The organism is Paenibacillus albidus, assembly GCF_014644435.1.
Classification (GTDB): domain Bacteria; phylum Bacillota; class Bacilli; order Paenibacillales; family Paenibacillaceae; genus Paenibacillus_AQ; species Paenibacillus_AQ albidus.
In genome coordinates, this window is sequence record NZ_BMKR01000025.1 from 15,671 (window position 1) to 41,580 (window position 25,910).

The window sequence follows — 25,910 nt, forward strand, 5'->3', positions numbered from 1 at the left end:
GCTCTCCTCCATACCTTGCATGAATTTATTTGCGGGATTTCATTGTGCGCAGAACAATGATGCTAATTATGGCGACAGCGAGGCTCAAGAGAATCAGGTTAAACCAAGGTTCGGCGGTCTCCGGCAATTCGTCTCCGCCGTCCGGTCCTGCCAGCGGGAGCTCTTCATCGGTGAGGATAGGTCCGTCATCCGGCGCAGGTGTGGCTGAAGGCTGGCTGCCTGGTGTGCCGCTGCCCTCCGCACCCGGTGAAGGCGTTGGTGCAACACCGCTGATCGTTTCCCCGCCTCCGAGCGGAACCGGGGCTTCGGTTACGCTGATGTTTTCTTGCCCAGGCGTTGCGGCCGGACCTGGTGTCACGATGGTTCCCGGGATACCGGGTGAAGCTGCGGCGGTTGGCTCTGAACCCGGCCTCGTGGAAGGATCCGGCGAAGGGGGCGCGGTAGCTCCCCCGCCCGGCTCTGCGGATGCACCCGGCGAAGCAGTTGCGGCCGGGGGTGTGCTGGGCTCGGCTGAAGGTACGGCTTCACCCGAGGCGGAGAATTCAAACGCCACGGTAGCTTTCATCCCCTGATATTCATTCCCTGCATCCCACGGGAAGGTCACAGCCATCCGCAGAACATCTTGCTCACCGCCGGCCAATGAACCGATGGCCACACGGCCTTCTGCCTCGCTCATTACCCCCGAGTAGAGGATTACTCCCTCTTTTTCGAGGGTCATTTGCAGAATATTGTACAATTTCTCGTCTCCGGAACGGAATTTGAAGTCTACGTCATAGTGGAAGCCTTCGTCTCCTGCATTAATCACTGTGTATTCCGTGCGGCTCTCATCCCCCGGCTTCATGTTGTTCATGGCAACCGTGCTTGCCGTATGCGAATTTACAGTCAGCTTGATTGTATCCTCTGCGCTAACCCCGCCGGCATGCCATATCACTCCTGCCAGTACGATCAAGGCATATACAGCTATAACGGCTGAGCGGTACTTGTTCCTCACGTTTCTCGCCCCTTTTTCTAACGTCTCATCAAGCACCCGGACCTGAGCTGCGATCTTTCGGCAATGTCCGGCAGGTTTAACTCGAATTTTCATGGATAGTGTCGAATGGTAGTTCTTCAAAGAACTACTAAAATCGAAAATTCATTTATTATGTAAAAAGAGGGGCGAACAGCTTGATACGGATAGCGGCAGAGATCACGCTTGTTGTTCGTTATAACGAATAAGTAAAGTATAGTCAATTTCTGATTTAAAGAAAAACACTATATTCGCTTAAAAGACAATGGAAATGCGTCGTTAATTATAGGTTAGTGTTATTTTAGATGCGATTTCTCGGTATAACTCTTTATTTCTTTGAATTGCTATATCCGATTTTGTGTTTTATAAAGAACGTCTTTTATTACAAAGATAAAAAAGCAAAGCGACCCGATACGGAGTGAAAGGCAGGGTCCGTTTCGGGTCGCTTTGCTCTTTAGGTTATCCGGCCGGTAGCCGGTTTGATCTGTTGGTTCTGGTGCACACGTTCAGACAAACTTAAAGTGGGAGTTTCGCTTGTTCTTCTTTCGCACAGCCGTGAATCCAAAGGCATAAATGCCTTCCAATCGAGCTGTTTCCGCTACAGCCGCGAATCCAAAGGCATTTATGCCTTTCAATCGAGCTGTTTCCGCTACAGCCGCGAATCCAAAGGCATTTATGCCTTTCAATCGAGCTTTTTCCGGTACAGCCGCGAATCCAAAGGCATTTATGCCTTCCAATCGAGCTTTTTCCGGTACAGCCGTGAATCCAAAGGCATTTATGCCTTCCAATCGAGCTGTTTTCGGTATAGCCGCGAATCCAAAGGCATTTATGCCTTCCAATCGAGCTTTTTCCGGTACAGCCGCGGATCCAGAGGCATTTATGCCTTCCAATCGAGCTTTTTCCGTTGCAGTCGCTGATCCAAAGGCATTTATGCCTTCCAATCGAGCTTTTTCCGTTGCAGCCGCGAATCCAAAGGCATTTATGCCTTCTATCTGAGCTGTTTCCGGTACAGCTGCGAATCCAAAGGCATTTATGCCTTCCATCTGAGCTTTTTCCGGTACAGCCGTGGATCCAGAGGCATTTATGCCTTCCAATCGAGCTGTTTCCGGTACAGCCGCGAATCCAAAGGCATTTATGCCTTTCAATCGAGCTTTTTCCGGTACAACCGCGGATCCAAAGGCATTTATGCCTTTCATCTGTGCTTTTTCCGCTACATCCGCTTCTAGCTGTTAAGAATGGCCTCGGCTACAAGCTCATACGAATGCAGACGGGCCTTGTGATCATAAATTTGCGAAGCGATGATCCATTCATCGGCCTCTGTTTCTTCAAGAATTTGCTGCAGCCTTGCTGTCACGGCAGCCTTGTCTCCCGCAATGGAGTAATGCTGCTTCTCCAGCAGGATGGCCCGCTCCTGCACGGACCATAGTCCATCCATGCTGTCTACCGGCGGCTGAAGCATGCCGGAACGTCCGCGGATGATATTAAGGAATTGCTGCTGCTGCGAAGTAGCCAGTCTTCTTGCCTCTTCCACAGTATCGGCGGCCGTGATTCCCAGTCCTATCATCACATGCGGTTTATCCAGAGCTTCGGAAGGCTGGAAGTTGCTGCGGTACAGGTGCAGGGCCGGCAGCACATATTCCGGTGCGAAGTGGCTGGCAAAAGCAAACGGCAAGCCCAGCTGGCCTGCCAGACGTGCGCTGAAACCGCTGGAGCCGAGCAGCCAGATCGGAACATTCAACCCTTCGCCGGGTACGGCGCGTACTCCCGGCGGACGGGAACCTGCGCCATCCGGATCGAAATAGGCTCTGAGCTCGCTGAGCTGCTCCGGGAAATCACTCCCGTCACTGCCGAGACCCCGGCGGAGTGCGCGGGCAGCCGGCTGGTCGGAGCCTGGCGCTCTGCCCAGACCGAGATCGATGCGTCCCGGGTACAGGGACTCCAGCGTGCCGAACTGCTCGGCAATGACGAGCGGTGCGTGGTTGGGAAGCATAATTCCGCCGGAGCCGACGCGGATGCTCTTGGTGCCGGCGGCAATATGCCCGATGACGAGTGAAGTGGCGGAGCTGGCTATGCCGGGCATATTATGATGTTCTGCCAGCCAATAACGGTGATACCCCCACGCCTCGGCGTGACGGGCCAGATCTAATGAATTATGAAAAGAATCAGCTGCTGTGCCCCCCTGGATAATCGGGGCCAGGTCCAGGACAGAGATAGGAATGTCCTTCAGTTGCTTCACAATGAATCCCTCCCGTAATGATGCCTAGGCATCTATAAACAGTATTTGCAGCCCTTATCAGAACTAACCTGTTCATTATAACATATCTTAAATAATTTACACACTTTAAGTAAGTTGATGATGCTTGGAAACGGGCATTTGAGAAGCTTTTCAGATTAATTGTAAGCGCTTCAATAAAACTCTTGTCAATTGGCTAAGGCCTTGCTATAATCCTGTTGAAAAGGTTTTCTAAAAAAAAGGAAGTATACCTATGAAGCCAACTATACGAGATGTTGCCAGAATGGCTCATGTCTCTATCAGTACGGTCTCCCGTGTGATGAACGCGCCGAATACCGTGGTAGAGAGCAAACGCATCCGCGTGATGGAGGCGATCCAGAAGCTGCAGTATCAGCCGAATGCATTTGCGCGCGGTCTGATCTACAAGAAATCCTTTACACTGGGCCTGCTTATACCCGACATCGAGAATCTTTATTTTGCCGGGGTGATACGGGGCATGCAAGATGCCTGCATTTCATTGGGGTACAGCCTGATGATCTGCAATACGGACCGCGACAAGGAACGGCTTTTGTCGTACATTGATAATTTTCATGAGAAGCAGGTTGACGGTATTGTTTTAGCCAGCGACAGGCTGTATCCCGAATATTACGACAAGCTGGCGGGCTGCAGCATTCCCTTTGTGCTCGTTTCATCGCACTCTGATGAATATGACATTCCTTCCGTAGAGATTGATGATGAAGCAGCCGCCTATGATGCTGTAAGGTTTCTTATTGAGCTGGGCCACAGGGAGATAGGCATGATCGGTTTTGATCATGATAATTCGGTCTCCGGTCCGCCGCGTTACGACGGATTTGTAAGAGCCTTGTCAGAATCCGGCCTCCGCCACAATAAGGATAAGATCCGTTATGCCAACCACCGTTTCGAGCATGCCTATCAAGCCGCACACGAGCTGTTTCATGCACATCCTGAATTAACCGCCGTTTTTTGTGTCGCTGATGAGTTTGCCATGGGGGCGATTTCCTATCTCAAAGACTGTAATATTCTTGTGCCTGGCCAGGTATCGGTAGTGGGTTTTGACAATCTGCGGATGTCGTCGATGTTCATTCCAAAGCTGACCACCGTCGCCCAGCCGATCTACGAATTGGGTTACCGTGCCGCCGAGAAACTGCATGAACTGCTCACAACAGGCAATGTAGCAACGCTGAGGGAAATCATGGAGCATAAGCTGATTGTCCGGGAGTCGTCCCGGGAGAGATGAAGCAAAGTGGTTTATCGTTATTGATAAAAGGAGAAGTCTTGTGATAGCATGGAAATGTAAGCGTTATTACCTTATGATTTGATTAAAAGTAAATAAATGATAGTTCTGAAGTTTACCATTTGAAAAGCTTTGCAAGGAGGTGATCCCACAGCGGTCCGGATGGATGGCGGTGTTAGGAGGAAGCGGTAATCTCTAAATCATTTAAAGGGGATGTTTGAGAAGATGAAGAAAACCTCGGGACGTAAAATGTCACTCGCATTAACGGTGGGCCTTTCCTTTACAGTATTGCTTAGCGGATGCGGAGGCAACACCAACAATGCAGCACCTACAGAAGCACCGGCAGAAACAAACAGCGCGGCTGCGACCAACACCCCGGAATCGACTGATGCAGGAGGTACTGCAAAGGGATCACCACTGGAAATGGCGATGAATGGTGACTATAAGGGAACAAAAGTAACGATGTTCGGGCCTTTCGTCGATGCAGACCAGGTGAAATTCGAGAACAGCATCAAAGCGTTTGAAGAAAAAACAGGGATTGATATCCAGTATGAGGGCTCCAAGGAGTTCGAAGCCACCATCAACATCCGCGTAGACGGGGGGAATGCACCGGATATCGCTGACTTCCCGCAGCCGGGACTGCTCGCCTCCATCGCCAAGACCGGAAAAGTAGTCGATCTGACGAATGTGCTGGATCAAGCCAAACTAACCGCCAACTATAACAAAAGCTGGCTGGATATGTCCACTATGGACGGGAAAGACGGCAAGATTATGGCCGGGATCTGGAATCGCAGCAACGTGAAGAGTCTGGTCTGGTATCCAAAGAAGCAATTCGAGGAAGCCGGCTACAAGGTGCCTGAGACTTGGGACGACATGATGGCTCTGACCGAACAGATCGCCAAGGACGGCGATCCTGCCTGGGCCATCGGCATTGAAAGCGGAGCGGCAACTGGCTGGCCGGCAACGGACTGGGTGGAGAATATCCTGCTCCGGACCACTACCCCTGAGAATTATGACAAGTGGGTAAGCGGGGAACTGGCATTTACTTCACCAGAAGTGAAGAATGCGGTAGAAATCATGTCCAAGATCTGGCTGAACGAAGACTACGTCTATGGCGGTGCGAAATCTATCGTAACCACAGCTTTTGGCGATGCGCCTAAACCGATGTTCGAGAACCCGCCTAAAGCCTGGTTCAATATGCTGGGCAACTTCATCACCAGCTTTTTCCCTGAAACAGCCAAGGTTGACGAAGATTACGACTGGTTCTACCTGCCGCCGATTGACCCTCAATACGGCAAACCGGTACTTGTAGCAGGCGATATCTACGCTATGTTCAATGATCGCCCGGAAGTGCGCGCGGTGATGGAGTTCTTTACGACAGGCGAATCCATCAAGAGCTGGGTAGAGTCGGGCGGAGTGATTGCTCCGATGAACGATGCCTCCCTGGACTGGTACACCTCGGAATCTGACCGCCGCATGGCAAAGCTGGTTCAAGATGCCTCCACCCTCCGTTTTGACGGATCGGACTTGATGCCCGGCAAAGTAGGCGCAGGTACCTTCTGGAAAGGCATGACCGATTACGTCAGTGGAACGGCAACACTGGATCAGGCTCTGGAGCAGATCCAATCAGGCTGGAATAACTAGTCGTCCTGTATAGAACTACAACATGAAGAGGGGCAGCGAAGAGCGCGATTCATCCGCCCCTCTTTTTTGTTGTACGAAGCGGTACAGGCAGAACTTTTAGGAGGAGCTAATATGGGTACACCAGCAAAGCAAGGCATCAGCATCAGGGCGGTGCTTTTATCCCTTGGCGTATTGTTAGCCAATATTGTGGTGAATGGCCTGATCTTTCTCTTTTTTCGGGATTCGACGCTTCATCCGCTGCTGACCGCGGTGCTTGCCGTTCTGTGGGGCGTGCTGGGCGTCTATTTGATCTACTATACCCTGACATGGGCAGTAGAGCAGTATCCGGATGCTATCCGCCGCAAGGTTCTTCCCTTTGTTTTCGTTGGGCCGGCGGTAATCCTTCTGGGCTGGCTGCTCATATTGCCCGCGCTGCGCACGTTGTATTTAAGCTTTTTTGATGCTTCCTCGGAGAAGTTCATCGGACTCGGAAATTATGCCGCAATCTTCAGCGACCGGCTTATGGCGACGGCACTGCGCAACAATCTGCTCTGGGTATTCGTCGGGACATTGGCCTGCGTGGCTTTTGGGCTGCTCATCGCCATTTTGGCGGACCGCAGCAGCTATGAAAAAATCGCCAAGTCCATCATCTTCATGCCGATGGCGATTTCCTTTGTCGCCGCAGGTGTAATCTGGAAATTTGTATACTATTATCAGCCGGGCGATGAACAAATTGGACTCTTGAATGCCATTGTGACTTATTTTGGCGGCGAACCGCAGGCTTGGACGAGTATGCTGCAGCCGTGGAACAACTTTTTTCTCATTGTGATTCTGATCTGGATGCAGACGGGATTTGCCATGGTCATTTTCTCCGCAGCCATCAAAGGGGTGCCGGAGGATATACTGGAGGCTGCCCGGGTTGACGGGGCGAACGAGGTGAAGATCTTTTTCGGAATCATGATCCCTTATATTTCAGCTACGATCCTGACTGTCACCACAACTATTATTGTCTTTACCCTGAAAATATTTGACGTCGTCATGGTGATGACGGGTGGTCAATACGATACAGAAGTTGTAGCAACACAGTTCTACCGGCAGTTCTTCATGTACCGTAATTTCGGCTATGGTTCGACCCTGGCCATTGTACTGCTGATCGCAGTATTGCCCGTAATCTTCATTAATCTGCGTCAGTTCCGCAAGCAGGGGGGATTCTAATGGTAGGGAAAAAGAAGAAAAAAGGGAGCAAAACGGTTGTCAATATTGTGCTGGGGGTGATCTGCCTCATTTGGCTGCTGCCAACGCTAGGCTTGTTCATCTCGTCCTTCCGTCCGGCGGCAGATATTCTGCAGACAGGCTGGTGGAAAGTTTTCCCGCACCAGGAATGGACTGCCGGCGAGACGATTCAGCTGGACAAGGAGACCGATCTGCGACAGCCGATTGAAGTCGGCGGCAAGACCTACACGGATGAGCAGCTCAAAGCCGGAGTTATGGCGGACGGCAGCCGCTTGCTGTGGGAGAACCGCCGTGCACGCACAGTTAATCAGCAGGAACAGGGCTGGAAGATAAAACCTGATCTTACGCTGGACAATTACAATAATGTTCTCTCAGGCAAGGAATACAAGCTGAAGGAAGCCGATGGCAGTGAGACGGTGCAAAAAGGGACCGGCTTGTCCCAAGCCTTCTGGAACACCTTGACCATTGCCGTTCCGGCTACGGTCATTCCGGTGCTGATCGCTTCTTTTGCCGCTTACGCCTTTGCCTGGCTGCGGTTTCCCGGACGGCGTACGCTGTTCGTCATTATTATTGCGATGCTGGTTATCCCGATTCAGGTTGCGCTGATCCCGGTGCTTAAGGATTACACCTCGCTGGGACTGAACGGCAGCTATCTGGGCATTTGGCTGGCCCATACCGCTTTTGGATTGCCGCTGGTCACTTATTTTATGTACAACTTTATCAGTCAGCTGCCCAAGGATCTGTTTGAATCGGCCTTTATCGACGGCGCCAGCCATTTCACGATATTCAGCCGGTTGATATTACCTTTGTCCGTACCCGCGCTGGCTTCCATCGGTATTTTTCAGTTCCTGTGGGTATGGAATGACTACCTGGTCTCGCTGATCTTCATCGGGAACCAGCCTTCTGTGCAGGTCATGTCGATGAAGATTGCCGACCTCGTCGGTTCGCGCGGGAACGACTGGCATTTGCTGACTTCCGCCGCCTTTATCTCGATGCTGATGCCGCTGGCCATTTTCTTCCTGCTGCAAAAGTATTTCGTCAGAGGGCTGATGGGCGGATCCGTCAAAGGTTGAGAGGAGCGGTATAGACATGAAGATGAAACCATACAAACACCCTGCTGCATTATATCCTTACCGGGAGTGGAGCCTGGAGGAGGAAACCTATCAGGAAGAGAACAATCAGCGGAGCGAGAGTGTGTTTGCTCTGGGCAATGGTTATATTGGAATACGCGGTAATTTCGAGGAAGGATACCATGGCGATAAAGGGACATCTGTAACCGGGAACTATTTGAACGGCTTCTATGATTCCGAACCGATTGTTTATCCTGAGGGAGCTTATGGCTATCCTGCACGTAATCAGGCCATGCTCAACGTCACCGATGCCAAAATTATTGAACTTAGCATCGATGGCCAGCCTTTCCGGCTAAGCAGCGGGCAGGTGCACCGGTATAAGCGGACGCTGGATATGCGCAGCGGAATTCTGCTCCGGGAACTGGAATGGGAGGCGCCTGCCGGACAGCGGGTGCTGCTGAAGATCCGGCGTATGGTGGCTTTGCAGCATAAACATCTGGCGGCCATCCATTACGAGGTTACCGCGCTCAATTTCAGCGGGACCGTGGCATTTACATCTGCTATGGACGGCACCATCGCCAGACCGGAGGTTACGGATGATCCGCGTCTGGGGGCGGGCAGCGCGGAGCCGAGCCTGCTGCCGGAAGCTGCCGGATACGGGGAGGGTCAGCCTTTCCTGTGGATGAAGCAGCGGACGCGCCATACCCGGTTTGCCCTGCTGACGGCGATGAGCCACAAGCTGGCTGCCAGCTCGGATTATGAAACCCGGGAGCAGCTCGAAGGAGAGCGGCTTTCCGTGGAGTTCACTGTGCGGCTGCAGAACGGTGAAAGTGCCTCGCTCAGCAAATACATCTCTTACCACACATCCAGGGACTATGCGGAAGAGGAATTGATGACCAAGGCAGAGGAGGTACTGCAGCTCGCCGAAGCGCGTGGCTTTGCCGGCCTGCTTGGGGAACAGCGGGCTTATCTGGACCGGTTCTGGACTCATACCGATGTAGAAATCATGGGCGATCCCGCACTTCAGCAAGGTATCCGCTTCAATGCGTTTCAGCTGCTGCAATCGGCAGGCCGCGACGGGGTGACGAATATCGGAGCCAAAGGCTTGACTGGGGAAGGGTACGAAGGGCATTATTTCTGGGACACCGAAATGTACATGCTGCCTTTTTTTACCTATACCCAGCCGGGAATCGCCCGGTCCTTGCTGGAATTCCGCTATGCCACACTGGGCAAGGCGCGGGAGCGGGCGGCCGTCATGTCGCAGCGGGGGGCGCTATATCCTTGGCGGACTATTGACGGGGAGGAGAATTCGGCTTATTTTCCGGCCGGGACCGCGCAGATGCATATTAACGCCGATATCGCTTACGGGATCAAACAATATGTGCTGGCTACGGGAGACTATGATTTCCTGGCGGACAAAGGTGCGGAAATTCTGTTTGAAACCTCCCGCTTCTGGGCCGATCTGGGCCATTTCAACCCGGCGCGGGGTGGTGCCTTCTGCATTGATGCCGTCACGGGTCCCGATGAGTATACGGCGATTGTCAACAATAACGCCTACACCAACCTTATGGTGCAGGACCAGCTCCACTATGCTGTGGAGACCGCAAGCTGGCTGCGGCGTGCCTATCCCCGGCATTATGAACGCCTGCAGCGCGGAATTGGCCTGACGGAAGAAGAGATTGCAGGCTGGCAGGAAGCGGCGGAGAAGATGTTTATTCCGTTTGACGGGGAGCTCGGCATATACGCTCAGGATGACACCTTTTTGACCAAGAAAAAATGGGATTTCGAGCATACGCCGGAGGATAAATATCCGCTGCTGCTGAACTTCCATCCCCTGGTCATTTACCGTCATCAGGTACTGAAGCAGGCTGACCTCGTTATGGCGATGTTCCTGCTAGGGGAACAGTTCTCTTTGGCCGACAAGATCCGCAATTATAATTATTATGAACCGCTGACGACACATGATTCTTCGTTGTCCCCATGCATCCACAGCATTGTTGCGGCTGAAATTGGAGATTTGGAAGCGGCCAACGCCTATTTTGGGCGCACCGTGCGTATGGATCTGGACGATATTAACTGCAATGCCAAAGACGGGCTGCATACGGCAGCCATGGCAGGCTCCTGGATGTCGATTGTGAACGGTTTTGGCGGGATGCGGCTGTATGACGGATTATTGTGCTTTAATCCGGCTCTGCCGCCGCAGTGGGACAGCTTCCGCTTCAAGGTCACGAACCGTGGCCAGCTGGTGGACATCTTCGTGGAGCCGGAGGAGGTTACGTATACACTGCTGGAAGGAGAGGGGCTGGAGATCCGGCACAGAGGACACAGTGTCAAGCTGTCTCCATTCACGCCGGTCCGGATTTCGCTGGCGAAGCAGCTCAAGGCGGTGATTTTTGATCTGGATGGTGTCATTACCGATTCCGCCGAATATCATTATTTGGCCTGGAAAGCGGTGGCGGACGAGCTGGGTATTCCCTTTGACCGCAGCAAGAATGAAAGGCTGAAAGGCATCAGCCGGATGGAATCTTTGGAAATAGTGCTGGAGGACAGCGGCCTGCACTTCTCTGAAGCCGACAAGGCGGCACTTGCACGCAAGAAGAATGAGCTCTATCTGCAGCAGATCAAACGGATTACCCCGGCAGATCTGCTGCCGGGAATCGGTGAGCTGCTGCATGGACTGCGGGAGCGCGGCATTGCCGCCGGGCTGGCTTCGGCCAGCCGGAACGCTGCCTACATCCTGGAGCGTCTGGAAGCAGGGAGCTGGTTCCAGGCCGTTGTTGATCCGGGAAGTGTCCGCAAGGGCAAGCCCGACCCGGAAATCTTCCTGAAGGCAGCCGAGCTGCTGGGCGTTTCCCCGCGAAGCTGCGTGGGTGTGGAAGATGCGGCGGCCGGTGTAGCGGCGATCAAGGCAGCAGGCATGCTGGCGGTAGGTATTGGGGATGCCCGGTTGCTTGGCGCGGCCGACAGGGTTCTGTCTTCGACGGCCGAGCTGAGCGTGGAACTGCTGCTGGAAGGGTTCGGCCCATAAAGGCCGTCCCCGACTAAGCGGAGGTCAAGGACCGCTAAATGAAGCTGAGATCCGGGAAAATCTGCCCCAGATGATGCTCCAGATGCTCCAGATAATCCTTAATCAGCCCTTCCAGGGTAATTGTATCTCCTTCGGGGAGCAGGAAGACCAGGGCTAATTGGTCAGACTTCAGGCTGGAAATGATCCGCAGCACCGACTCATTCAGACTTAACCAGAACCGCAATACCTCTTCGGGAGAAGTGCTGCCGTAGTGCTGGGCTTCCGCCCACTCGTTCTGGTCATAGACGGTAAGGCGCAGAGGCTGCGGTTCAATCTGAACATTGATGAAACGGGATATATTGTTGAGGGCGGAGTCGCATAAATGACCGAGAATTTGCACAGGCGACCATTTGCCTTCAGACCGGGGCTGGACCGCTTCGGCAGGGGATAAGCTGCGGAAAGCATGCGGAACCTCCTGCAGCAACGTCTGCAAACAAGAAACCGTAGACATAATCAACTAACCTCCTCATTTTGGCCTATCTACCAATCCGGGCGATCTCCTATCAGGTGGTCGCCCCTTCTTCTAATTCAACAGGAAGTTCCTTGTGTTTATCGAGTTGGGAATTGCAGAGCAGGAGCTTATACCCGTTGCGGTAGGCGTAGTCTTCAATATGGCTGGTTAGTTCCCCGAAGAATGGATGCGACACATGAGGGATAATCAGGCCGATAATATTGGACTTGGAGCGGCTGAGTGAACGGGCCAGCTCATTTGGCCGATAATTCAGCTCATCCATGGCCCGGGTTACTTTAAGCTTCAGCTCTTCGCTCAAATACCCCCGGTTGTTCAGAACTCTGGATACGGTTGTCACCGATACTCCGGCTCTCAGCGCAACGTCTTTTATGGTAGGCATGGTAAGGGGTCTCCTGTTATCCGGATATTTCTGGTATTTTCAGCTTCATTCTAACGTGGAAAGCATAGCCCTGTCTATATTTCCGGTCTTTATTTGAGCAGCTTGCGTGCCCATTTCACCTTGTCGCCATAGGGCGGATAGACAATGCCGAGATCAAACCGGGTGCTTCTTTTCACGATACTTTTGCGGTGGGAGAACAAGGAGAAGCTGTGCTTGCCGTGATAGGCTCCGATCCCGGAATTCCCTACGCCTCCGAACGGCAGTCCGGTGCTGGATACATGCGAGATCGTGTCATTGATGCAGCCGCCTCCAAAGGAAATCCGGTCCAGTACCTCTTGTTCCACAAGTTGGTCCTGGGTGAACAGATACAAGGCCAGCGGCTTGGGGCGCTCATTGATGCTGCGGATCGCTTCGTCCAGTTCTCCGTACTCCAAAATAGGCAGAATCGGACCAAAAATCTCATCTTCCATGGCAGCATCAGCCCAGGTGGACGGGTAGAGCAGCGTAGGTTCAAGATATCGCTCTTCCTGACATACCTTGCCGCCCGCTATGATCTTCTCCCCGTCCCGCGTTAGTATATCCGCAAGTCTGTGCAGCTGCCGCTCGTTTATAATCCGCCCATAGTCGGGGCTCTGCCGGGCGTCCGTTCCATAGAAACCGAGTATATTCTGCTTGAGTCTCACGATCAGCTCAGCGGCGATATCCCGGTGGACCAGCACATAATCAGGGGCAATACAGGTCTGCCCTGCATTGATTAGTTTCCCCCAGGTTATACGTTTGGCGGCCATCTCCAGATCTGCGCTCTTATCGACGATGACCGGGCTTTTCCCGCCCAGCTCCAGGGTGACGGGCACCAGATTCCGGGCGGCCGCCTCCATCACAATTTTGCCGACCGGCACACTGCCTGTGAAAAAAATATAATCGAACCTGGCATGGATCAGCAGCTGTGTAACTTCCTTTTCCCCCTGTACCACACGGATGTATTGCGGCTCAAAGGTCTCCTGAATAATCGCTTCTATTACAGCCGATACCGCAGGTGTATTCTCCGAGGGCTTCAGGACAGCGCTGTTCCCGGCAGCCATAGCTCCGATGAGCGGTTCAATCAGCAGCTGGAAAGGATAATTAAAAGGGCCGATGATCAGCACCGTTCCGTAAGGCTCGTGGATGACGTAGTTTTTGGACGGAAATAAATGCAGCGGCGAACCGCTCTTCAGCGGTTTCATCCACTTTCTTAAATGCTTAATCGTATGGCTGATACTTTTCAGCGTAATACCAATTTCTGTTGCATAAGCTTCAAATTCGCTTTTGTGCAGGTCTTCATGCAAAGCGGCAATAATCCGTTGTTCATGGCGGCGGATGCTCTCCTTCAGGTTCTGCAGTTGCCGGATACGGAAAGCTGCTGAAGCGGCCGTGCCGCTCTCCATAAACTGTTTATGTTCCCGCAGCATGTGATCGACATCCGGGGAAGTCAGCTGTGTCATCATGTTTCCTCCAATTCCTGATTCTCACTGTTCCTGGCAGTCAGCAGGTCATCCCTGAGGAATTTGCGCAGGCAGTCGATAAAAGTGTGGGTGGCCCGGCTGATGTAGCGGTCCCCCCGGTAGATGAGCTTGAGTTCGCGGTAAGGCGCAGTGTTCACGATCGGAATGGAGCTTAAGCCGCTGTTCTCCATATGTTCAACCAGGCTGCGGGGCTGAACCGTTCCGCCAATCCCGCTCCGAACCAATTGCAGGAGCGAGGTGGCTGAGCCGGTCTCCATAATGGGCTCCAGGGTAAAACCGGCTTCCCGGCAGACATTCTCCACCAGCTCTCTGCCCAAAAAATGGCGCGGATACATTACCAGCGGTGTATGCTGCAATGCGGACAGCTCCATTGTCTGAAGAGAGGCATACGGATGATCCTTGCGGATGATGAAATGATACGGCTCCCGTCCCAGATCTTCTTCAATCAACAGGATATCACGCGGCCCCTGAAGGGTGATGCCTATATCCAGCTTATTATCCAGCACCTCCTGCTGGATCTGGGTGGAAGCGAAGACCTGCAGGCGTATATTTGGAAAATCAGCATGAAATTGAATCAGCAGCGGGGTTAGACGGTAATCCAGATCGGAGGGCAGCACGCCCAGACGGATCGTTCCCCGGCAATCGGAGCGGAGCTCATCAATGGCACTTTTGGCATTACGTTCATCTTGGATCATTCGGGACGCGTAGGCCTTTAGGAGTCTGCCTGCTTCGGTCAGCGCTGTTTTTTTACCGATGCGGTCGAACAGGGGCATATTCAGCTCCCCTTCGAGTACGCGGATTTGCTGGCTTAGAGTAGGCTGGCTGATGCCCAGTTTCTCTGCGGCTCTGGTAAAATGAAGCTCCTCACAGACGGCCAGGAAGTAATGAAGATGGCGGGTTTCCATAAGCAAGCTCTCCTATTATTATAGTTAGTTTCTATTATAATAATTCAAACAATAGTATTGAACAATAAGTTTCATGAACCTATACTCTAGAAGCACCAATTATCTGGTTTGGAGTGGATTAAATTGCCTGTTGTATTGTTATTGGCCGCATTATTTTTTGCGTCGCTGAATATGCGTCCCGTGATTACATCGGTCGCCCCGTTGCTTAGCAACATTAAGGGGGATTTGGCAATGAACGGGATGACTGCAAGCCTGCTGACCACATTGCCGGTCTTATGTATGGGTATCTTCGCACCCGTTGCGGTACAGATCAGCCGAAGATTCGGTCTGGAACGCACTATATTCGGATCGCTGGTGCTGATCGGTGCGGCTACGGCTGCAAGGGGAGTTCTGGCCTCCTCTTCAGGGTTAATCCTGACCGCTTTGTTGTCCGGTGTAGGGATCGGGATTGCCGGGCCCCTGTTGTCCGGCTTCATCAAGCAGTATTTTCCCAAGGGCTCGGCCCTGGTCAGTGTGTATTCGGCTTCGCTTGTTTTTGGAGCTTCGCTTGCAGCCGGATTATCGGTTCCGCTGTACAACTGGCTGGGTGGCTCATGGCAGAACTCCCTTGCCGTGTGGTCGTTGTTGTCTATAGCAGCTCTTGCCAGCTGGTGGAAGATTGCCGTCCGGCCGGCACCGCCGCAGACCAGGGAGCGGGCCGCGCAATATAAGCTGCCCGTTGCCAATTCGCGGGCCTGGCTGCTGACCTTATTCTTTGGGCTCATGGCCAGTGTGTTCTATTCCCTTACCGCATGGCTGGCTCCGATGGCCGAATCCATGGGCTATACCCAACAGGAAGCGGGAATGATACTCACGTTGTTCACGCTGATTCAGATCCCTGTGAGCATTGCAATACCGGTGCTCGTAGCTAAATTTCAGCGGCGGACTTTCTGGCTGGTGTTGTGCAGCGTGTTTGAATTAAGCGGAATGCTGCTGCTGCTAAGTTCGGGATCGCCATTGTTCAGTGCCCTGCTGCTTGGCATCGGTGCAGGGGGATTATTCCCGCTGGCGCTTCTTCTCCCGCTTCTTGAGACAAAGCAGCCGGAGGAAGTCAGTTCCTGGTCCGCCATGAACCAAGGCGGGGGCTATATCCTCGGGGCTTTGGGCCCACTGGCCATAGGGCAAATCTATGACGGTTCCGGTTCGTTTCAACCGGCGTTAATCTTGATGTCCGTTGCCATCGTCTTGATGATTGTCGTGCAGCTCTGGATAGGGCGGGGAGCCCGGCAAGCGGCCGCTGCAGTGAAGACTGCTGCGGGGGCGGAATGCTGATTGCCGTTAAGCGCCAGTATGACACAAATGCAAAGCAGCGATTTTCCGAGTAATGGGAGAATCGCTGCTTTGCTTACTGTATAAAGAAGGACCAGGCCGGATCAGATCATCCTGGCCTAGGCGCCTCTAGGGCAGCCGGTAGCTGGCGAAGGGTTCGCCATGGCGGAAGGGGCGGCTGGCTTCATCCAGCTGCTTCAAGCTGCGCTCGTCCAGCGTCAGCGCTGCGCTGCGGAGATTCTCCTGCAGCTGGGCAGTTTGTGTAGCGCCGACGATCACCGTGGACACAGCAGGCTGCTGCATTAGCCAGGCCAGTGACAGCATGGTAGAAGAGGTGCCCAGCTCTTCGGCGATGCCTCCCACTTTACTGCCAAGCCCAATCCGTTCCTGGCTCAGGAAGCGGGTGAAAGAGGGATCGGTGTCTGCTCTGGAGCCTGCCGGCGCTGTGCCGCCGTTCTGATATTTGCCGGTAAGAATCCCGCCGGCCAATGGGAAATAAGGGATGATGCCGATGCCTTGGTCGAGACACAGCGGCAGCAGCTCGGTCTCGGGCGTACGGTCGGCCAGTGAATAACTGCACTGGATGGAGACATACCTTGCCCAGTTTCGCGCTTCACTGATTCCGAGCGCTTTCATCAGCTCCCAGGCTGCATAGTTGGATGCGCCGATGTAGCGCACCTTGCCGGAGGATACCATATCATCGAGTGTGCGCAGCGTTTCTTCCAGTGGTGTATTCGGATCAAAGGTATGGATCTGGAACAGATCAACATAATCTGTCTTCAGGCGGCGCAGACTTCCTTCCAGCTCCTGCAGCAGATGATGGCGTGAAGATCCGCTTCCATTGGGGCCTTCGCTGCGGATCAGGCCGGCCTTCGTCGCCAGGACGGCTGTTTGCCGTCTGCCTTCGAGCGCCAGGCCAATAATCCGCTCCGACTCTGTGCCGGCATAAATATTGGCGGTATCTATGAAGTTGATGCCGTGGTCAAGGGCAGCATGGACAATATCGATGGATGTCTGCGGGTCCGCCCGTTTACCAAAAGCATTGGTTCCAAGTCCTAAAGCGGACACTTGGAGCCCGCTATTTCCCAGCCGGTTAAATTTCATGTCAATCCCTCCTGTAGTGAATGGTTTTGATCTTTCAAGAGATGGGGCGTTAATTCGCACAGCAGCAAATATTTATTGTATCATTTGGTAGAAACACCAGACAAGGAGTGAGCCTATGCAGCCGCAGAAAAAAACAATGATTCTACTTATCTTCCTCATACTCGTCTGGGGCATCAACTGGCCGATATCCAAAATAGCGTTAGCTTACGCGCCTCCGTTGTTATTTGCGGGAATCCGTACCGTTATCGGCGGGATTATCCTTATTCTGATCGCTCTGCCAAGGCTTAAGGCGCTTCATTTCAGGCAATTGTGGCCGGTCTATCTGACCTCCGCCATATTAAGCATTGTCTTCTACTATGGCTTTCAGACGATTGGCTTGCAATATGTACCGGCAGGGCTATTCTCGTCCATTGTTTTCCTGCAGCCGGTGCTGCTTGGGGTATTCTCCTGGCTGTGGCTGGGCGAATCCATGTACGGACTCAAGATTGCCGGCCTGCTGCTCGGGTTTGTCGGTGTGGCCACGCTGAGTCTCGGCGGCTTCACCGGAAGTGTATCACTCTGGGGCATTCTGCTGGGGTTGGCCAGTGCACTAAGCTGGGCACTCGGTACTGTGTATCTCAAGAGAAAATCCGCACGCGTGGACATGTTATGGATGACAGCCATGCAGATTACGATTGGCGGCGTTATTCTGCTGGTCTCGGGCTCGGCGGTAGAACGGTGGTCCGATATTGTCTGGAACTCCACGTTTATTGCCGATACACTGTTCATCGCTGTGTTTGTGATTGCCCTCGGCTGGCTGGTATATTTCAAGCTGATAAATGAAGGAGAGGCGGGCAAAGTGGGCTCGTTCACCTTTTTGATTCCGCTTATCTCCATCGGTACCAGTGTGGTATGGTTAAAAGAACAGATCACCTTGAATCTGGTGCTGGGGATGGTGCTGATCGTAACCAGCATTATTCTGGTAAATGTGAAATTCCGGCGTTATGCAGTCAAAGAAATGCCGGATGGACAATAAGGAGGAGACTTTAGTGTATATTCGTACGGATGAGCAGTCCGCGTATGACAACTACCGGCTGCTGATCGGCAGCGTTGTGCCGCGGCCGATCGCTTTTGTAACGTCGCTGGATGAAGAAGGGGTGGTCAATGCCGCGCCGTTCAGTTTTTTTAACATCGTCAATGATGACCCGGCAATGGTAATGTTCTCCTGTGTGCGGAAGCCGGATGGAGAGATGAAGGACACCGCCCGCAATGTAGCGAGGCTTAAGGAGTTCGTGGTGCATGTGGTGGACGAGGACAATATCACAGCCATCCATCATACTTCGATCAATGCGCCCAGCGGGATAAGTGAACTTGAGCTGGCGGGACTGACCGCAGTTCCGGGACAACGGGTGACAGTGCCGCGGGTACGGGAGTGTAAAATCGCCATGGAGTGCCGCCTTGTGCAGCATGTGGAGCTGGGGCATTGTGATATGTTCATCGGCGAGGTGCTGGGGTTCTATATCGAGGATGAGGTGTATGAGAATGGACGCATTAACATCGGCAGGCTGAAGCCTCTGAGCCGTCTGGCCGGTGCCGCTTATGCGGAGGTAGGCAAGACGTTCGACATGGAGCGGCCGAGATTCGAGCCTTAAAGGCCATCCCCTTATACCTTCTGGGATAGCCCTTTCTTCAAGAAGCGAATGCGCGCGCACTTTCGGCCGTGGCTTGCTGCGGCGCAGCAGAGCGGGCAGCGTAGCAAGCCTGCTCGACTTCTTCAAGCACGCGGTTCAAGTGGTAGAAGACGGCACCGAGATCGCGGATGATGGTAAGAGAGCAATTGGCTTGCAGCTCAGAGAATGAAGCGAGCTGCAGGTCACGGGCCCGGCGCAGGCTTTGCGGCAAGGAGCGCCCGCCTTCGGCATCCGAGAGAGTTATGGTCCCGTATAGAGCTATGCACTCGGCCGTAGCGTCCACCACCTCTGCCATCCAGTCCGCTGCGGCGTAATGCGAGGGCAGCAGCCGGACTTCTTCGGCAATTTGCTTGACATAGGTATGAATAACCTTCAAATGCGCCGTGGCTTGGGACAATGCACCCAGCTCCCCGCGGCATTGTACATGTGACAAAGTATAATGCAGCTCTTTCTGCTGTTGGCTGCTGTGCTTGAGCCGTTCTCCCGCCAGGGCAAGTGCGTCTGAGGACTGGAGCTTGCCCCGTCCGGCGGCGGACAGGCCGCTCAAAGCATCAGCCAGCTGCAGGCTGGCTTGCAGTGCCAATCCTTTGGCCTTGGCGAATCCTTTGGGAGGAACGATGATCATATGGATGAGCAGGGCGATCAATACGCCAATAAATGTCTCGGCTACTCTCCACAGTACATAATGCTCCTGATAAAAGGTAAGCGCCAGCACGGAGGTAACGCCGACCTGGGACACAGCCTGGATATTAATGCGGCAGGCGGTGGCAATTCCGATCCCGATCAGCATAATCAGCAGAATGGACAATGCGCCTACATCCAGGAATTGGCCTACCACAAGACTGACAATCCCCCCGAGAATAATCCCGATCAGGCGGTAAATACCTTTTTCAAATGAAGCTTTAACGCTCCCCTGAGTCACGAGAATGGCAGCCAGCGGGGCAAAGTAGAGATATTGGTCGCCGTACAGGCTATGGACAGCTATCCAGGACAGGGAGGCTGCGAGTGTAATACGTATCATATAAAGAGATAAACCGTATTTTTCCAGACGGTCTTGTAATCCTTCTTGCATGTGCTTCATCTTCTTTCGCAAATATAGGAAAAATCATTTCATTTTCAGCCGTTTTCATTATAACACCTCAATTTGCAGACCGAAGGCTGTAGTTTTTACGAAGTTGTTAAGTTTCTGCGCCCCATTTTAACAAAATAAGCTATCGTATATAATGGAGCAATCCTATATGCTATAAGAGATGCATATATGTCGAATGAGAGCTGGAATTGTCGCCTGAGGGCGGGGGGTCCAGCCTTATTCGATTGCTGCCTGCCATAAGCGGGTAAAATAGTTAGGACTACATAAGGTAAGGGAGGTCGTTAGTTATAGCTGCCTTGGAAGAGACGATTATTTCTTTTGACGGAGTTACTAAGCAATATGATGATGAGGAAGCTGTGCTGAAAGGGGTCAGCTTTGAGATTGAACGGGGTAAATTCTATACGCTGCTGGGACCGTCGGGCTGTGGCAAAACCACGATTCTGCGCCTGATTGCCGGGTTCGCCGAACCGACAGGCGGCTCGATCTACTTAAATGGGAAGGTTATCAACCACATTCCGGCCAACGAACGGCAGGTCAATACTGTTTTTCAGGACTATGCGTTGTTCCCGCATCTGAACGTATTCGAGAATATCGCCTTTGGCCTGCGCATCAAGAAGCTGAAGAAGGATGTCATCAGGGAGAAGGTGCTGGAAGCGCTGCGTTTTGTGAACCTGGCGGGTTATGAGCAGCGTGCGATTACCGAAATGTCCGGCGGCCAGCGTCAGCGTGTGGCTATTGCCCGTGCAATCGTCAACGAGCCGCAGGTGCTGCTGCTGGACGAGCCGTTGTCGGCGCTGGATTTGAAGCTGCGCACAGAAATGCAGTATATTCTGCGGGAGATGCAGCAGCGCCTGGGTATCACCTTCATCTTCGTGACTCATGACCAGGAGGAAGCGCTGGCTATGTCCGACTGGATCTTTGTCATGAACAAAGGGCGGATTGAACAAAGCGGAACGCCGAATGATATCTATGATGAGCCCATTAACCGGTTCGTGGCCGACTTTATCGGCGAGTCCAACATTGTGCCCGGGACCATGATTGATGACTTTCTGGTGGAATTTAATGGCCACCGCTTTGAATGTGTGGATGCCGGCCTGAAGCCAAATGAGTCGGTTGAGATTGTCATCCGCCCCGAGGATCTGGAGATTTCCACGGTGGAGCAGGGCAAACTGCGTGTACGTGTCGATTCCCAGCTGTTCCGCGGCGTACATTATGAAATCAGCTGCTACGATGACTCCGGCCATGAGTGGCTGGTCCATTCCACGCGCAAGGCGACGGTAGGCAGTGAAATCGGTCTCTATTTTGACCCGGAAGCGATCCATGTCATGCGTTTCGGCGAAACGGAGGAAGAGTTCGACAGACGTCTGGAAGCCTACTCCGAGGTGGAGAGCCATGACCAATAAGGGCAGGTCGTATTATCTCATCCCTTATTATCTCTGGATCGCTTTGTTCGTTATTGCTCCGGTGCTGCTGATCCTCTACTATTCGCTTTTTGACTTGGACGGACATTTTACGCTGGGCAATTACGTGAACTTTTTTACACCGGTCTATCTAAAAATGACGCTGACCTCCTTCTGGTACGCGTTCCTGATTACGGCCTTCTCGCTGCTGGTCGCCTATCCGGCGGCTTATCTGCTCACGCGAACCAAACATAAGCAGCTTTGGCTGCTGCTGATCATTCTGCCGACCTGGATTAATCTCCTGCTCAAAACCTATGCCTTCATCGGAATCTTTGGCACCTTCGGACCGGTGAATAACTTGTTCGATGTGTTTGGAATCGGGGAGCAGCAGATTCTCTTTACGGGCTTCAGCTTTGTGTTTGTATCGGTCTATATCTTTATCCCGTTCATGATTCTGCCGATCTTCAGCGCTCTGGAAGAGCTGAATTTGTCGCTGCTGGATGCGGCACGCGATCTGGGGGCCTCGGGCTGGACAACCTTCCGCAGGGTAGTATTTCCGCTGACCATTTCAGGAGTGCGCTCAGGCTGCATGGCGGTATTTATTCCCGCTTTGTCGCTGTTCATGATTACCCGCCTGATTGCAGGCAACCGGGTCATCACACTGGGGACGGCGATTGAGCAGCATTTCCTGGTTACGCAGGATTGGGGAATGGGCTCTACGGTTGCGGTATTCCTGATTGCCATTATGGCACTATTCATGATGCTCACGGGCGGCTCACGGAAAGGGGTGCAGAAATGAGGAAGAACAACGGTTTCTCCAATCTGTATCTGGTTCTGCTGTTTGCCGTGCTGTACGCACCGATCTTTTATCTAATGTACTATTCATTCAACAGCGGCGGCACGATGCATGGGTTTGAGGGCTTCACCCTCGAGTATTACCGCGAGGTGGTCCAGGATACGCGGCTGATGATTATTGTGATTAATACCCTGGTCATCGCGCTGCTGTCCTCGGCCATTGCTACCCTGATCGCGATCCTGGGGGCGCTGGCGATCCAGTATGTTCGGAACCGCCGGGCCAAGAATACTTTATTGTCACTGAACAATGTGCTTATCGTCAGTCCGGACGTCATTATCGGAGCTTCGTTTCTGATCCTGTTCACCATCGCAGGCATCAAGCTCGGCTTCGTTTCTGTCCTGCTCTCGCATGTGGCCTTCAGCGTGCCGATTGCCGTGCTGATGATTCTGCCGCATCTGCAGGACATGAGCCCGACTTTAACCGATGCGGCACGTGATCTGGGGGCCAGCCGCCGCGATGTGCTGACCAAAGTAATTCTGCCGATTATCAAGCCGGGAATTTTCAGCGGGTTCTTCATGGCACTGACGTATTCCCTGGATGACTTTGCCGTGACCTTTTTTGTTACGGGCAACGGATACTCTACGCTGTCTGTAGAAATCTACTCCCGGGCCCGGCAGGGTGTATCGCTGTCGATTAATGCACTCTCAACGCTGATTTTCCTGTTCACCATCTTGCTGGTCATCGGCTACTATTTCCTGACACGCCGCAAGAGCCGTACAGCGGTGGCTATTGCCGAACCTGCGGCAGAAGCGGGGGTGCCTAGATGAAACCATTGGTGAATGCATTTCTGGCGATTGTCGTCACCGCGTTGGCCCTGATGTATCTGGGTGCATGGATGAATTCTAACGAAGGTTACTCCGGCGGCAATACGCTGACTATCTACAACTGGGGAGACTACGTGGATCCCGAGCTTCTGGAGCAGTTCGAAGCAGAGACCGGCATAACGGTGATTTACCAGACCTTCGATTCCAATGAGGCCATGTTGACCAAGGTGCAGCAGGGGGGGACAACTTTTGATGTGGTCATTCCCTCTGACTATGCGATTGCCAAGATGAGGGAGGAGAAGCTGCTGCTGCCGCTCGATCATAGCAAGCTTCCGAACCTGGCCCATCTGAATCCGCGGTTCCTGAACCTGTCGTTTGATCCGGGCAACCAGTTTTCGGTCCCTTATTTCTGGGGAACCGTCGGGATCATATACAACCCCGAGCTGACCAAGGGTATGGACTTCAGCAGTTGGAACTCCCTGTGGGACAGCCGGCTGAAGAACAATATCTTCCTGGTGGACGGAGCACGTGAAGTAATGGGCATGGCGCTGAACAGTCTGAACTATTCCGTCAATGACCAGAATGAAGCTCATTTGCAGGATGCGCTCAGCAAGCTGAACCGGTTGTCCCCTAACGTAAAGGCGATTGTGGGGGATGAGATCAAAATGCTGCTTGCAGGCGAAGAAGCCGCCGTCGGTATTGTCTGGTCCGGCGATGCTTCGGAGATCATGGATGAGAACGACAAGCTGGATTACATCGTTCCCGAGGAAGGTTCGAACATCTGGTTCGACAACATGGTGATTCCGCGCACTGCCGCCAATGTGGAAGGGGCGCACCGGTTCATTGATTTCATGCTTCGTCCGGAAGTGGCGGCCCAAAATGCGGAATACGTAGGCTATTCCACGCCTAATGATGGAGCTATGAAGCTGCTGCCGCCGGAGATTGCGGAGGATACGCGCTTCTATCCGCCCGCCGAAATCACCGACCGGCTGGAAGTGTACGACAACCTGGGCAAGCGGATGCTGGCCCATTACAACGAGCTGTTCCTGATGTTTAAGATGAACAAAAAGTAATCTGAATGAATGAAACGCCCTGTCTCCTGTTGTTGGAGCAGGGCGTTTGTGCGTAATAAAACTATTTCAATTTACAATTATTCTAATCTGGCATGACATAGGGGTTACACTCGTTGAGTATGCTTGTCCTCGAAGACTATAAATCTCGGGGAGTGAACAGGTTGAATAAAAATATGGATCGTAAAACGTTTCTTTCTTTTCTTGGAACCGGAGCAGCCGCTTTGGCTGCGGCATCGGCGGGGCTAGGTGCTTTAGATGGAAAAGCATCCGCAATGTCATCGACTGCTGACCACTTGTTTGGATTTAAAACGAATAAAGTCAGCGGGTATTTTGAACCCATTCAACCCTCCAAAGAAGACACTCTACTTGTTCCTAAAAACTTTAAATATGATGTTGTCGCCGTATTTGATGACGTTATAAACACAGCTGGAGAAAAGTTTGGCCAGGGTGCTGACTATAATGCTTTTTTTCCTATCAATGGATCCAATACGCGCGGGTTGCTAGTAACAAACCATGAATATACTAATATTTTTTTATTAGGCCCTGTAGCCGACGATAAAATGACTGCAGAACAAATAAAACAAAATCTCTACTATCAAGGGATGTCTGTCATCGAAGTATTCCGTGATGAGAAGGGTACCTGGAAAATGGATACTTCTTCAAAATATGCCCGGCGGATCAATGGAACAACGAAATTTGATATTACCGGGCCAGCAAAAGGCAGCGCTGCACTTGGGAATGCAACAACAGCAGTGGGTACTTTTGCGAACTGTTCCGGCGGTGTAACGTTCTGGAATACCGTTCTCTCCTGCGAAGAGAACTTTACTGAAACGGCCGTTAGTGCAAAGCTTCCTGAAACCCATTACGGCTGGGTTGTCGAAATTGACCCTTTTGACCAATCTTATCGTAAAAAACATACTGCGTTGGGTCGGTTCAATCATGAAAATACGGCTATGGGGATAGCCGCTGATGGTCGAGTAGTTGTATATATGGGCGATGATAAGAAAGATGCTTGTGTTTATAAATTTATAAGTAAGGGTAAATTCGACAAACTTAAAGGGCGCAGCAATTCAAGCTTGCTGGAAGAAGGAACACTTTATGTTGCAAACCTTAAATCGGGCAAATGGCTGCCTGTTACGATCGAAGAAGTGAAAAAGGTACTATCCAATGAAAAGTACAAAAATCCTTATGGAATTTCAGGAACAAAAGAAGATCTTCTTAAAAAGTTCAAATCACAAGGGGATGTCGTTACATTCTGCCATGAAGCAGCGTTGCTGGTAGGAGGTACTCCGACGGACCGACCGGAAGATATTGAAATTTCACCATTTGATAATACGGTTTTTATCTGTCATACCAATAACGATATTCATGGGAATATCCATGGTCATATTACAAGGATCTTTGAATCCGGCAACGATTTAGGTTCGCTTGAATTCGATTTCGAGATTTTTGCTGCCGGTGGCAGACAATCGGGATTTAGTTCACCAGATAACTTGGCCTTTGATTCAAATGGGAATCTATGGGTGGTGACCGATATTTCATCAAGCAGCCATAATAAGGGTGTTTATAAGCCGTTCATGAATAACGGACTGTTTGTTATTCCTACCAGTGGAGAAGCAAAAGGAACAGCGTTACAATTCGCCTCTGGCCCGATAGAGTCTGAGCTGACGGGTCCATTCTTCACGCCGGATGAACAAACCCTTTTTCTTTCCGTACAGCACCCTGGTGAAATGACAACAGACCTAAGCAAACCAACCAGTACTTGGCCACATCGTTCTGGTGATAAAAAAGCGCGCTGTGGAGTAGTTGCGATTACCGGATTTAAACTTGGCTAAGTGGTAACTTACTCTTTATTATCAGCCACGGATGATCTTCGTGGCTGAATACTATTCTCTAGGAG

Annotated in this window: 21 protein-coding genes and 1 pseudogene; 13 read left to right on the top strand and 9 right to left on the bottom strand. The window is 52.2% G+C overall.

Annotation, left to right across the window (positions count from 1 at the left end; genetic code table 11):
• Positions 1–25: 25 nt before the first annotated feature.
• From IEY53_RS23335 to IEY53_RS23345, 3 genes are all read right to left on the bottom strand, one after another.
• Entirely contained in the window at positions 26–1,084 is a 1,059-nt protein-coding gene (locus IEY53_RS23335) for a hypothetical protein (RefSeq protein WP_189029321.1), read from the bottom strand.
• A gap of 428 nt (positions 1,085–1,512) precedes the next feature.
• Positions 1,513–2,202 (bottom strand): hypothetical protein, encoded by a 690-nt coding sequence (locus IEY53_RS23340; protein WP_189029323.1) that lies wholly within the window; start codon positions 2,200–2,202, stop codon positions 1,513–1,515.
• Between the two features lie 26 nt (positions 2,203–2,228).
• Positions 2,229–3,242 carry an LLM class flavin-dependent oxidoreductase gene (locus IEY53_RS23345; protein WP_189029325.1) on the bottom strand — a complete coding sequence of 338 codons (1,014 nt, stop codon included), beginning with the start codon at positions 3,240–3,242 and terminating at the stop codon, positions 2,229–2,231.
• 250 nt (positions 3,243–3,492) lie between these two features.
• On the opposite strand from IEY53_RS23345, the gene IEY53_RS23350 reads away from it, so the two are divergent.
• The 5 genes from IEY53_RS23350 to pgmB all read left to right on the top strand — a co-directional run bounded on the left by IEY53_RS23350 (position 3,493) and on the right by pgmB (position 11,448).
• Complete coding sequence (locus tag IEY53_RS23350) at positions 3,493–4,497, top strand: LacI family DNA-binding transcriptional regulator (protein ID WP_189029327.1); 1,005 nt, start codon at positions 3,493–3,495, stop codon at positions 4,495–4,497.
• A gap of 222 nt (positions 4,498–4,719) precedes the next feature.
• Complete coding sequence (locus tag IEY53_RS23355) at positions 4,720–6,138, top strand: ABC transporter substrate-binding protein (protein WP_189029329.1); 1,419 nt, start codon at positions 4,720–4,722, stop codon at positions 6,136–6,138.
• Between the two features lie 111 nt (positions 6,139–6,249).
• Complete coding sequence (locus IEY53_RS23360) at positions 6,250–7,332, top strand: carbohydrate ABC transporter permease (RefSeq protein ID WP_189029330.1); 1,083 nt, start codon at positions 6,250–6,252, stop codon at positions 7,330–7,332.
• A complete protein-coding gene (locus IEY53_RS23365; RefSeq protein ID WP_189029331.1) occupies positions 7,332–8,423 on the top strand; it encodes a carbohydrate ABC transporter permease in 1,092 nt (363 codons plus the stop codon). The genes IEY53_RS23360 and IEY53_RS23365 overlap by 1 nt, the downstream gene beginning before the upstream one ends.
• Positions 8,424–8,439: 16 nt before the next feature.
• A complete protein-coding gene (gene pgmB, locus IEY53_RS23370) occupies positions 8,440–11,448 on the top strand; it encodes a beta-phosphoglucomutase (RefSeq protein WP_229696301.1) in 3,009 nt (1,002 codons plus the stop codon).
• 34 nt (positions 11,449–11,482) lie between these two features.
• On the opposite strand, the gene IEY53_RS23375 is transcribed toward pgmB, so the two are convergent.
• The 4 genes and pseudogenes from IEY53_RS23375 to IEY53_RS23390 form a co-directional block, all read right to left on the bottom strand.
• The gene (locus IEY53_RS23375; RefSeq protein WP_229696302.1) at positions 11,483–11,938 is read right to left on the bottom strand and encodes a DinB family protein; all 456 of its coding nucleotides are present in this window, start codon (positions 11,936–11,938) and stop codon (positions 11,483–11,485) included.
• An 88-nt stretch (positions 11,939–12,026) separates the two neighbouring features.
• Positions 12,027–12,338, bottom strand: a pseudogene (locus tag IEY53_RS23380) (LacI family DNA-binding transcriptional regulator); the annotation flags it as partial.
• An 89-nt stretch (positions 12,339–12,427) separates the two neighbouring features.
• Positions 12,428–13,819 carry an aldehyde dehydrogenase gene (locus IEY53_RS23385; RefSeq protein ID WP_189029333.1) on the bottom strand — a complete coding sequence of 464 codons (1,392 nt, stop codon included), beginning with the start codon at positions 13,817–13,819 and terminating at the stop codon, positions 12,428–12,430.
• A complete protein-coding gene (locus IEY53_RS23390) occupies positions 13,819–14,745 on the bottom strand; it encodes a LysR family transcriptional regulator (RefSeq protein WP_189029334.1) in 927 nt (308 codons plus the stop codon). The genes IEY53_RS23385 and IEY53_RS23390 overlap by 1 nt, the downstream gene beginning before the upstream one ends.
• A 141-nt stretch (positions 14,746–14,886) precedes the next feature.
• Between IEY53_RS23390 and IEY53_RS23395 the strand changes: the two genes are divergently transcribed.
• A complete protein-coding gene (locus IEY53_RS23395; RefSeq protein WP_308424246.1) occupies positions 14,887–16,056 on the top strand; it encodes an MFS transporter in 1,170 nt (389 codons plus the stop codon).
• Positions 16,057–16,182: 126 nt separating this feature from the next.
• On the opposite strand, the gene IEY53_RS23400 is transcribed toward IEY53_RS23395, so the two are convergent.
• Positions 16,183–17,157: an aldo/keto reductase gene (locus IEY53_RS23400; RefSeq protein WP_189029337.1), complete on the bottom strand. Its 975-nt coding sequence runs from the start codon at positions 17,155–17,157 to the stop codon at positions 16,183–16,185.
• A 115-nt stretch (positions 17,158–17,272) separates the two neighbouring features.
• Between IEY53_RS23400 and IEY53_RS23405 the strand changes: the two genes are divergently transcribed.
• Positions 17,273–18,172, top strand: a complete 900-nt coding sequence (locus tag IEY53_RS23405; protein WP_189029339.1) for a DMT family transporter — start codon at positions 17,273–17,275, stop codon at positions 18,170–18,172.
• A 13-nt stretch (positions 18,173–18,185) separates the two neighbouring features.
• Complete coding sequence (locus tag IEY53_RS23410; RefSeq protein ID WP_229696303.1) at positions 18,186–18,788, top strand: flavin reductase family protein; 603 nt, start codon at positions 18,186–18,188, stop codon at positions 18,786–18,788.
• A gap of 37 nt (positions 18,789–18,825) precedes the next feature.
• Here the strand turns inward: IEY53_RS23410 and IEY53_RS23415 are convergent, their stop codons facing one another.
• Positions 18,826–19,899: an FUSC family protein gene (locus tag IEY53_RS23415; RefSeq protein ID WP_189029343.1), complete on the bottom strand. Its 1,074-nt coding sequence runs from the start codon at positions 19,897–19,899 to the stop codon at positions 18,826–18,828.
• Positions 19,900–20,213: 314 nt separating this feature from the next.
• On the opposite strand from IEY53_RS23415, the gene IEY53_RS23420 reads away from it, so the two are divergent.
• From IEY53_RS23420 to IEY53_RS23440, 5 genes are all read left to right on the top strand, one after another.
• Complete coding sequence (locus IEY53_RS23420; protein ID WP_189029345.1) at positions 20,214–21,320, top strand: ABC transporter ATP-binding protein; 1,107 nt, start codon at positions 20,214–20,216, stop codon at positions 21,318–21,320.
• Positions 21,310–22,116 (top strand): ABC transporter permease, encoded by an 807-nt coding sequence (locus tag IEY53_RS23425; RefSeq protein WP_189029348.1) that lies wholly within the window; start codon positions 21,310–21,312, stop codon positions 22,114–22,116. The genes IEY53_RS23420 and IEY53_RS23425 overlap by 11 nt, the downstream gene beginning before the upstream one ends.
• Complete coding sequence (locus IEY53_RS23430) at positions 22,113–22,940, top strand: ABC transporter permease (RefSeq protein ID WP_189029350.1); 828 nt, start codon at positions 22,113–22,115, stop codon at positions 22,938–22,940. Before IEY53_RS23425 ends, IEY53_RS23430 begins: the two co-directional genes overlap by 4 nt.
• Positions 22,937–24,010 carry an ABC transporter substrate-binding protein gene (locus tag IEY53_RS23435; RefSeq protein ID WP_189029352.1) on the top strand — a complete coding sequence of 358 codons (1,074 nt, stop codon included), beginning with the start codon at positions 22,937–22,939 and terminating at the stop codon, positions 24,008–24,010. Before IEY53_RS23430 ends, IEY53_RS23435 begins: the two co-directional genes overlap by 4 nt.
• Before the next feature lie 173 nt (positions 24,011–24,183).
• Complete coding sequence (locus IEY53_RS23440) at positions 24,184–25,845, top strand: PhoX family protein (RefSeq protein WP_189029431.1); 1,662 nt, start codon at positions 24,184–24,186, stop codon at positions 25,843–25,845.
• Positions 25,846–25,910: the final 65 nt, after the last annotated feature.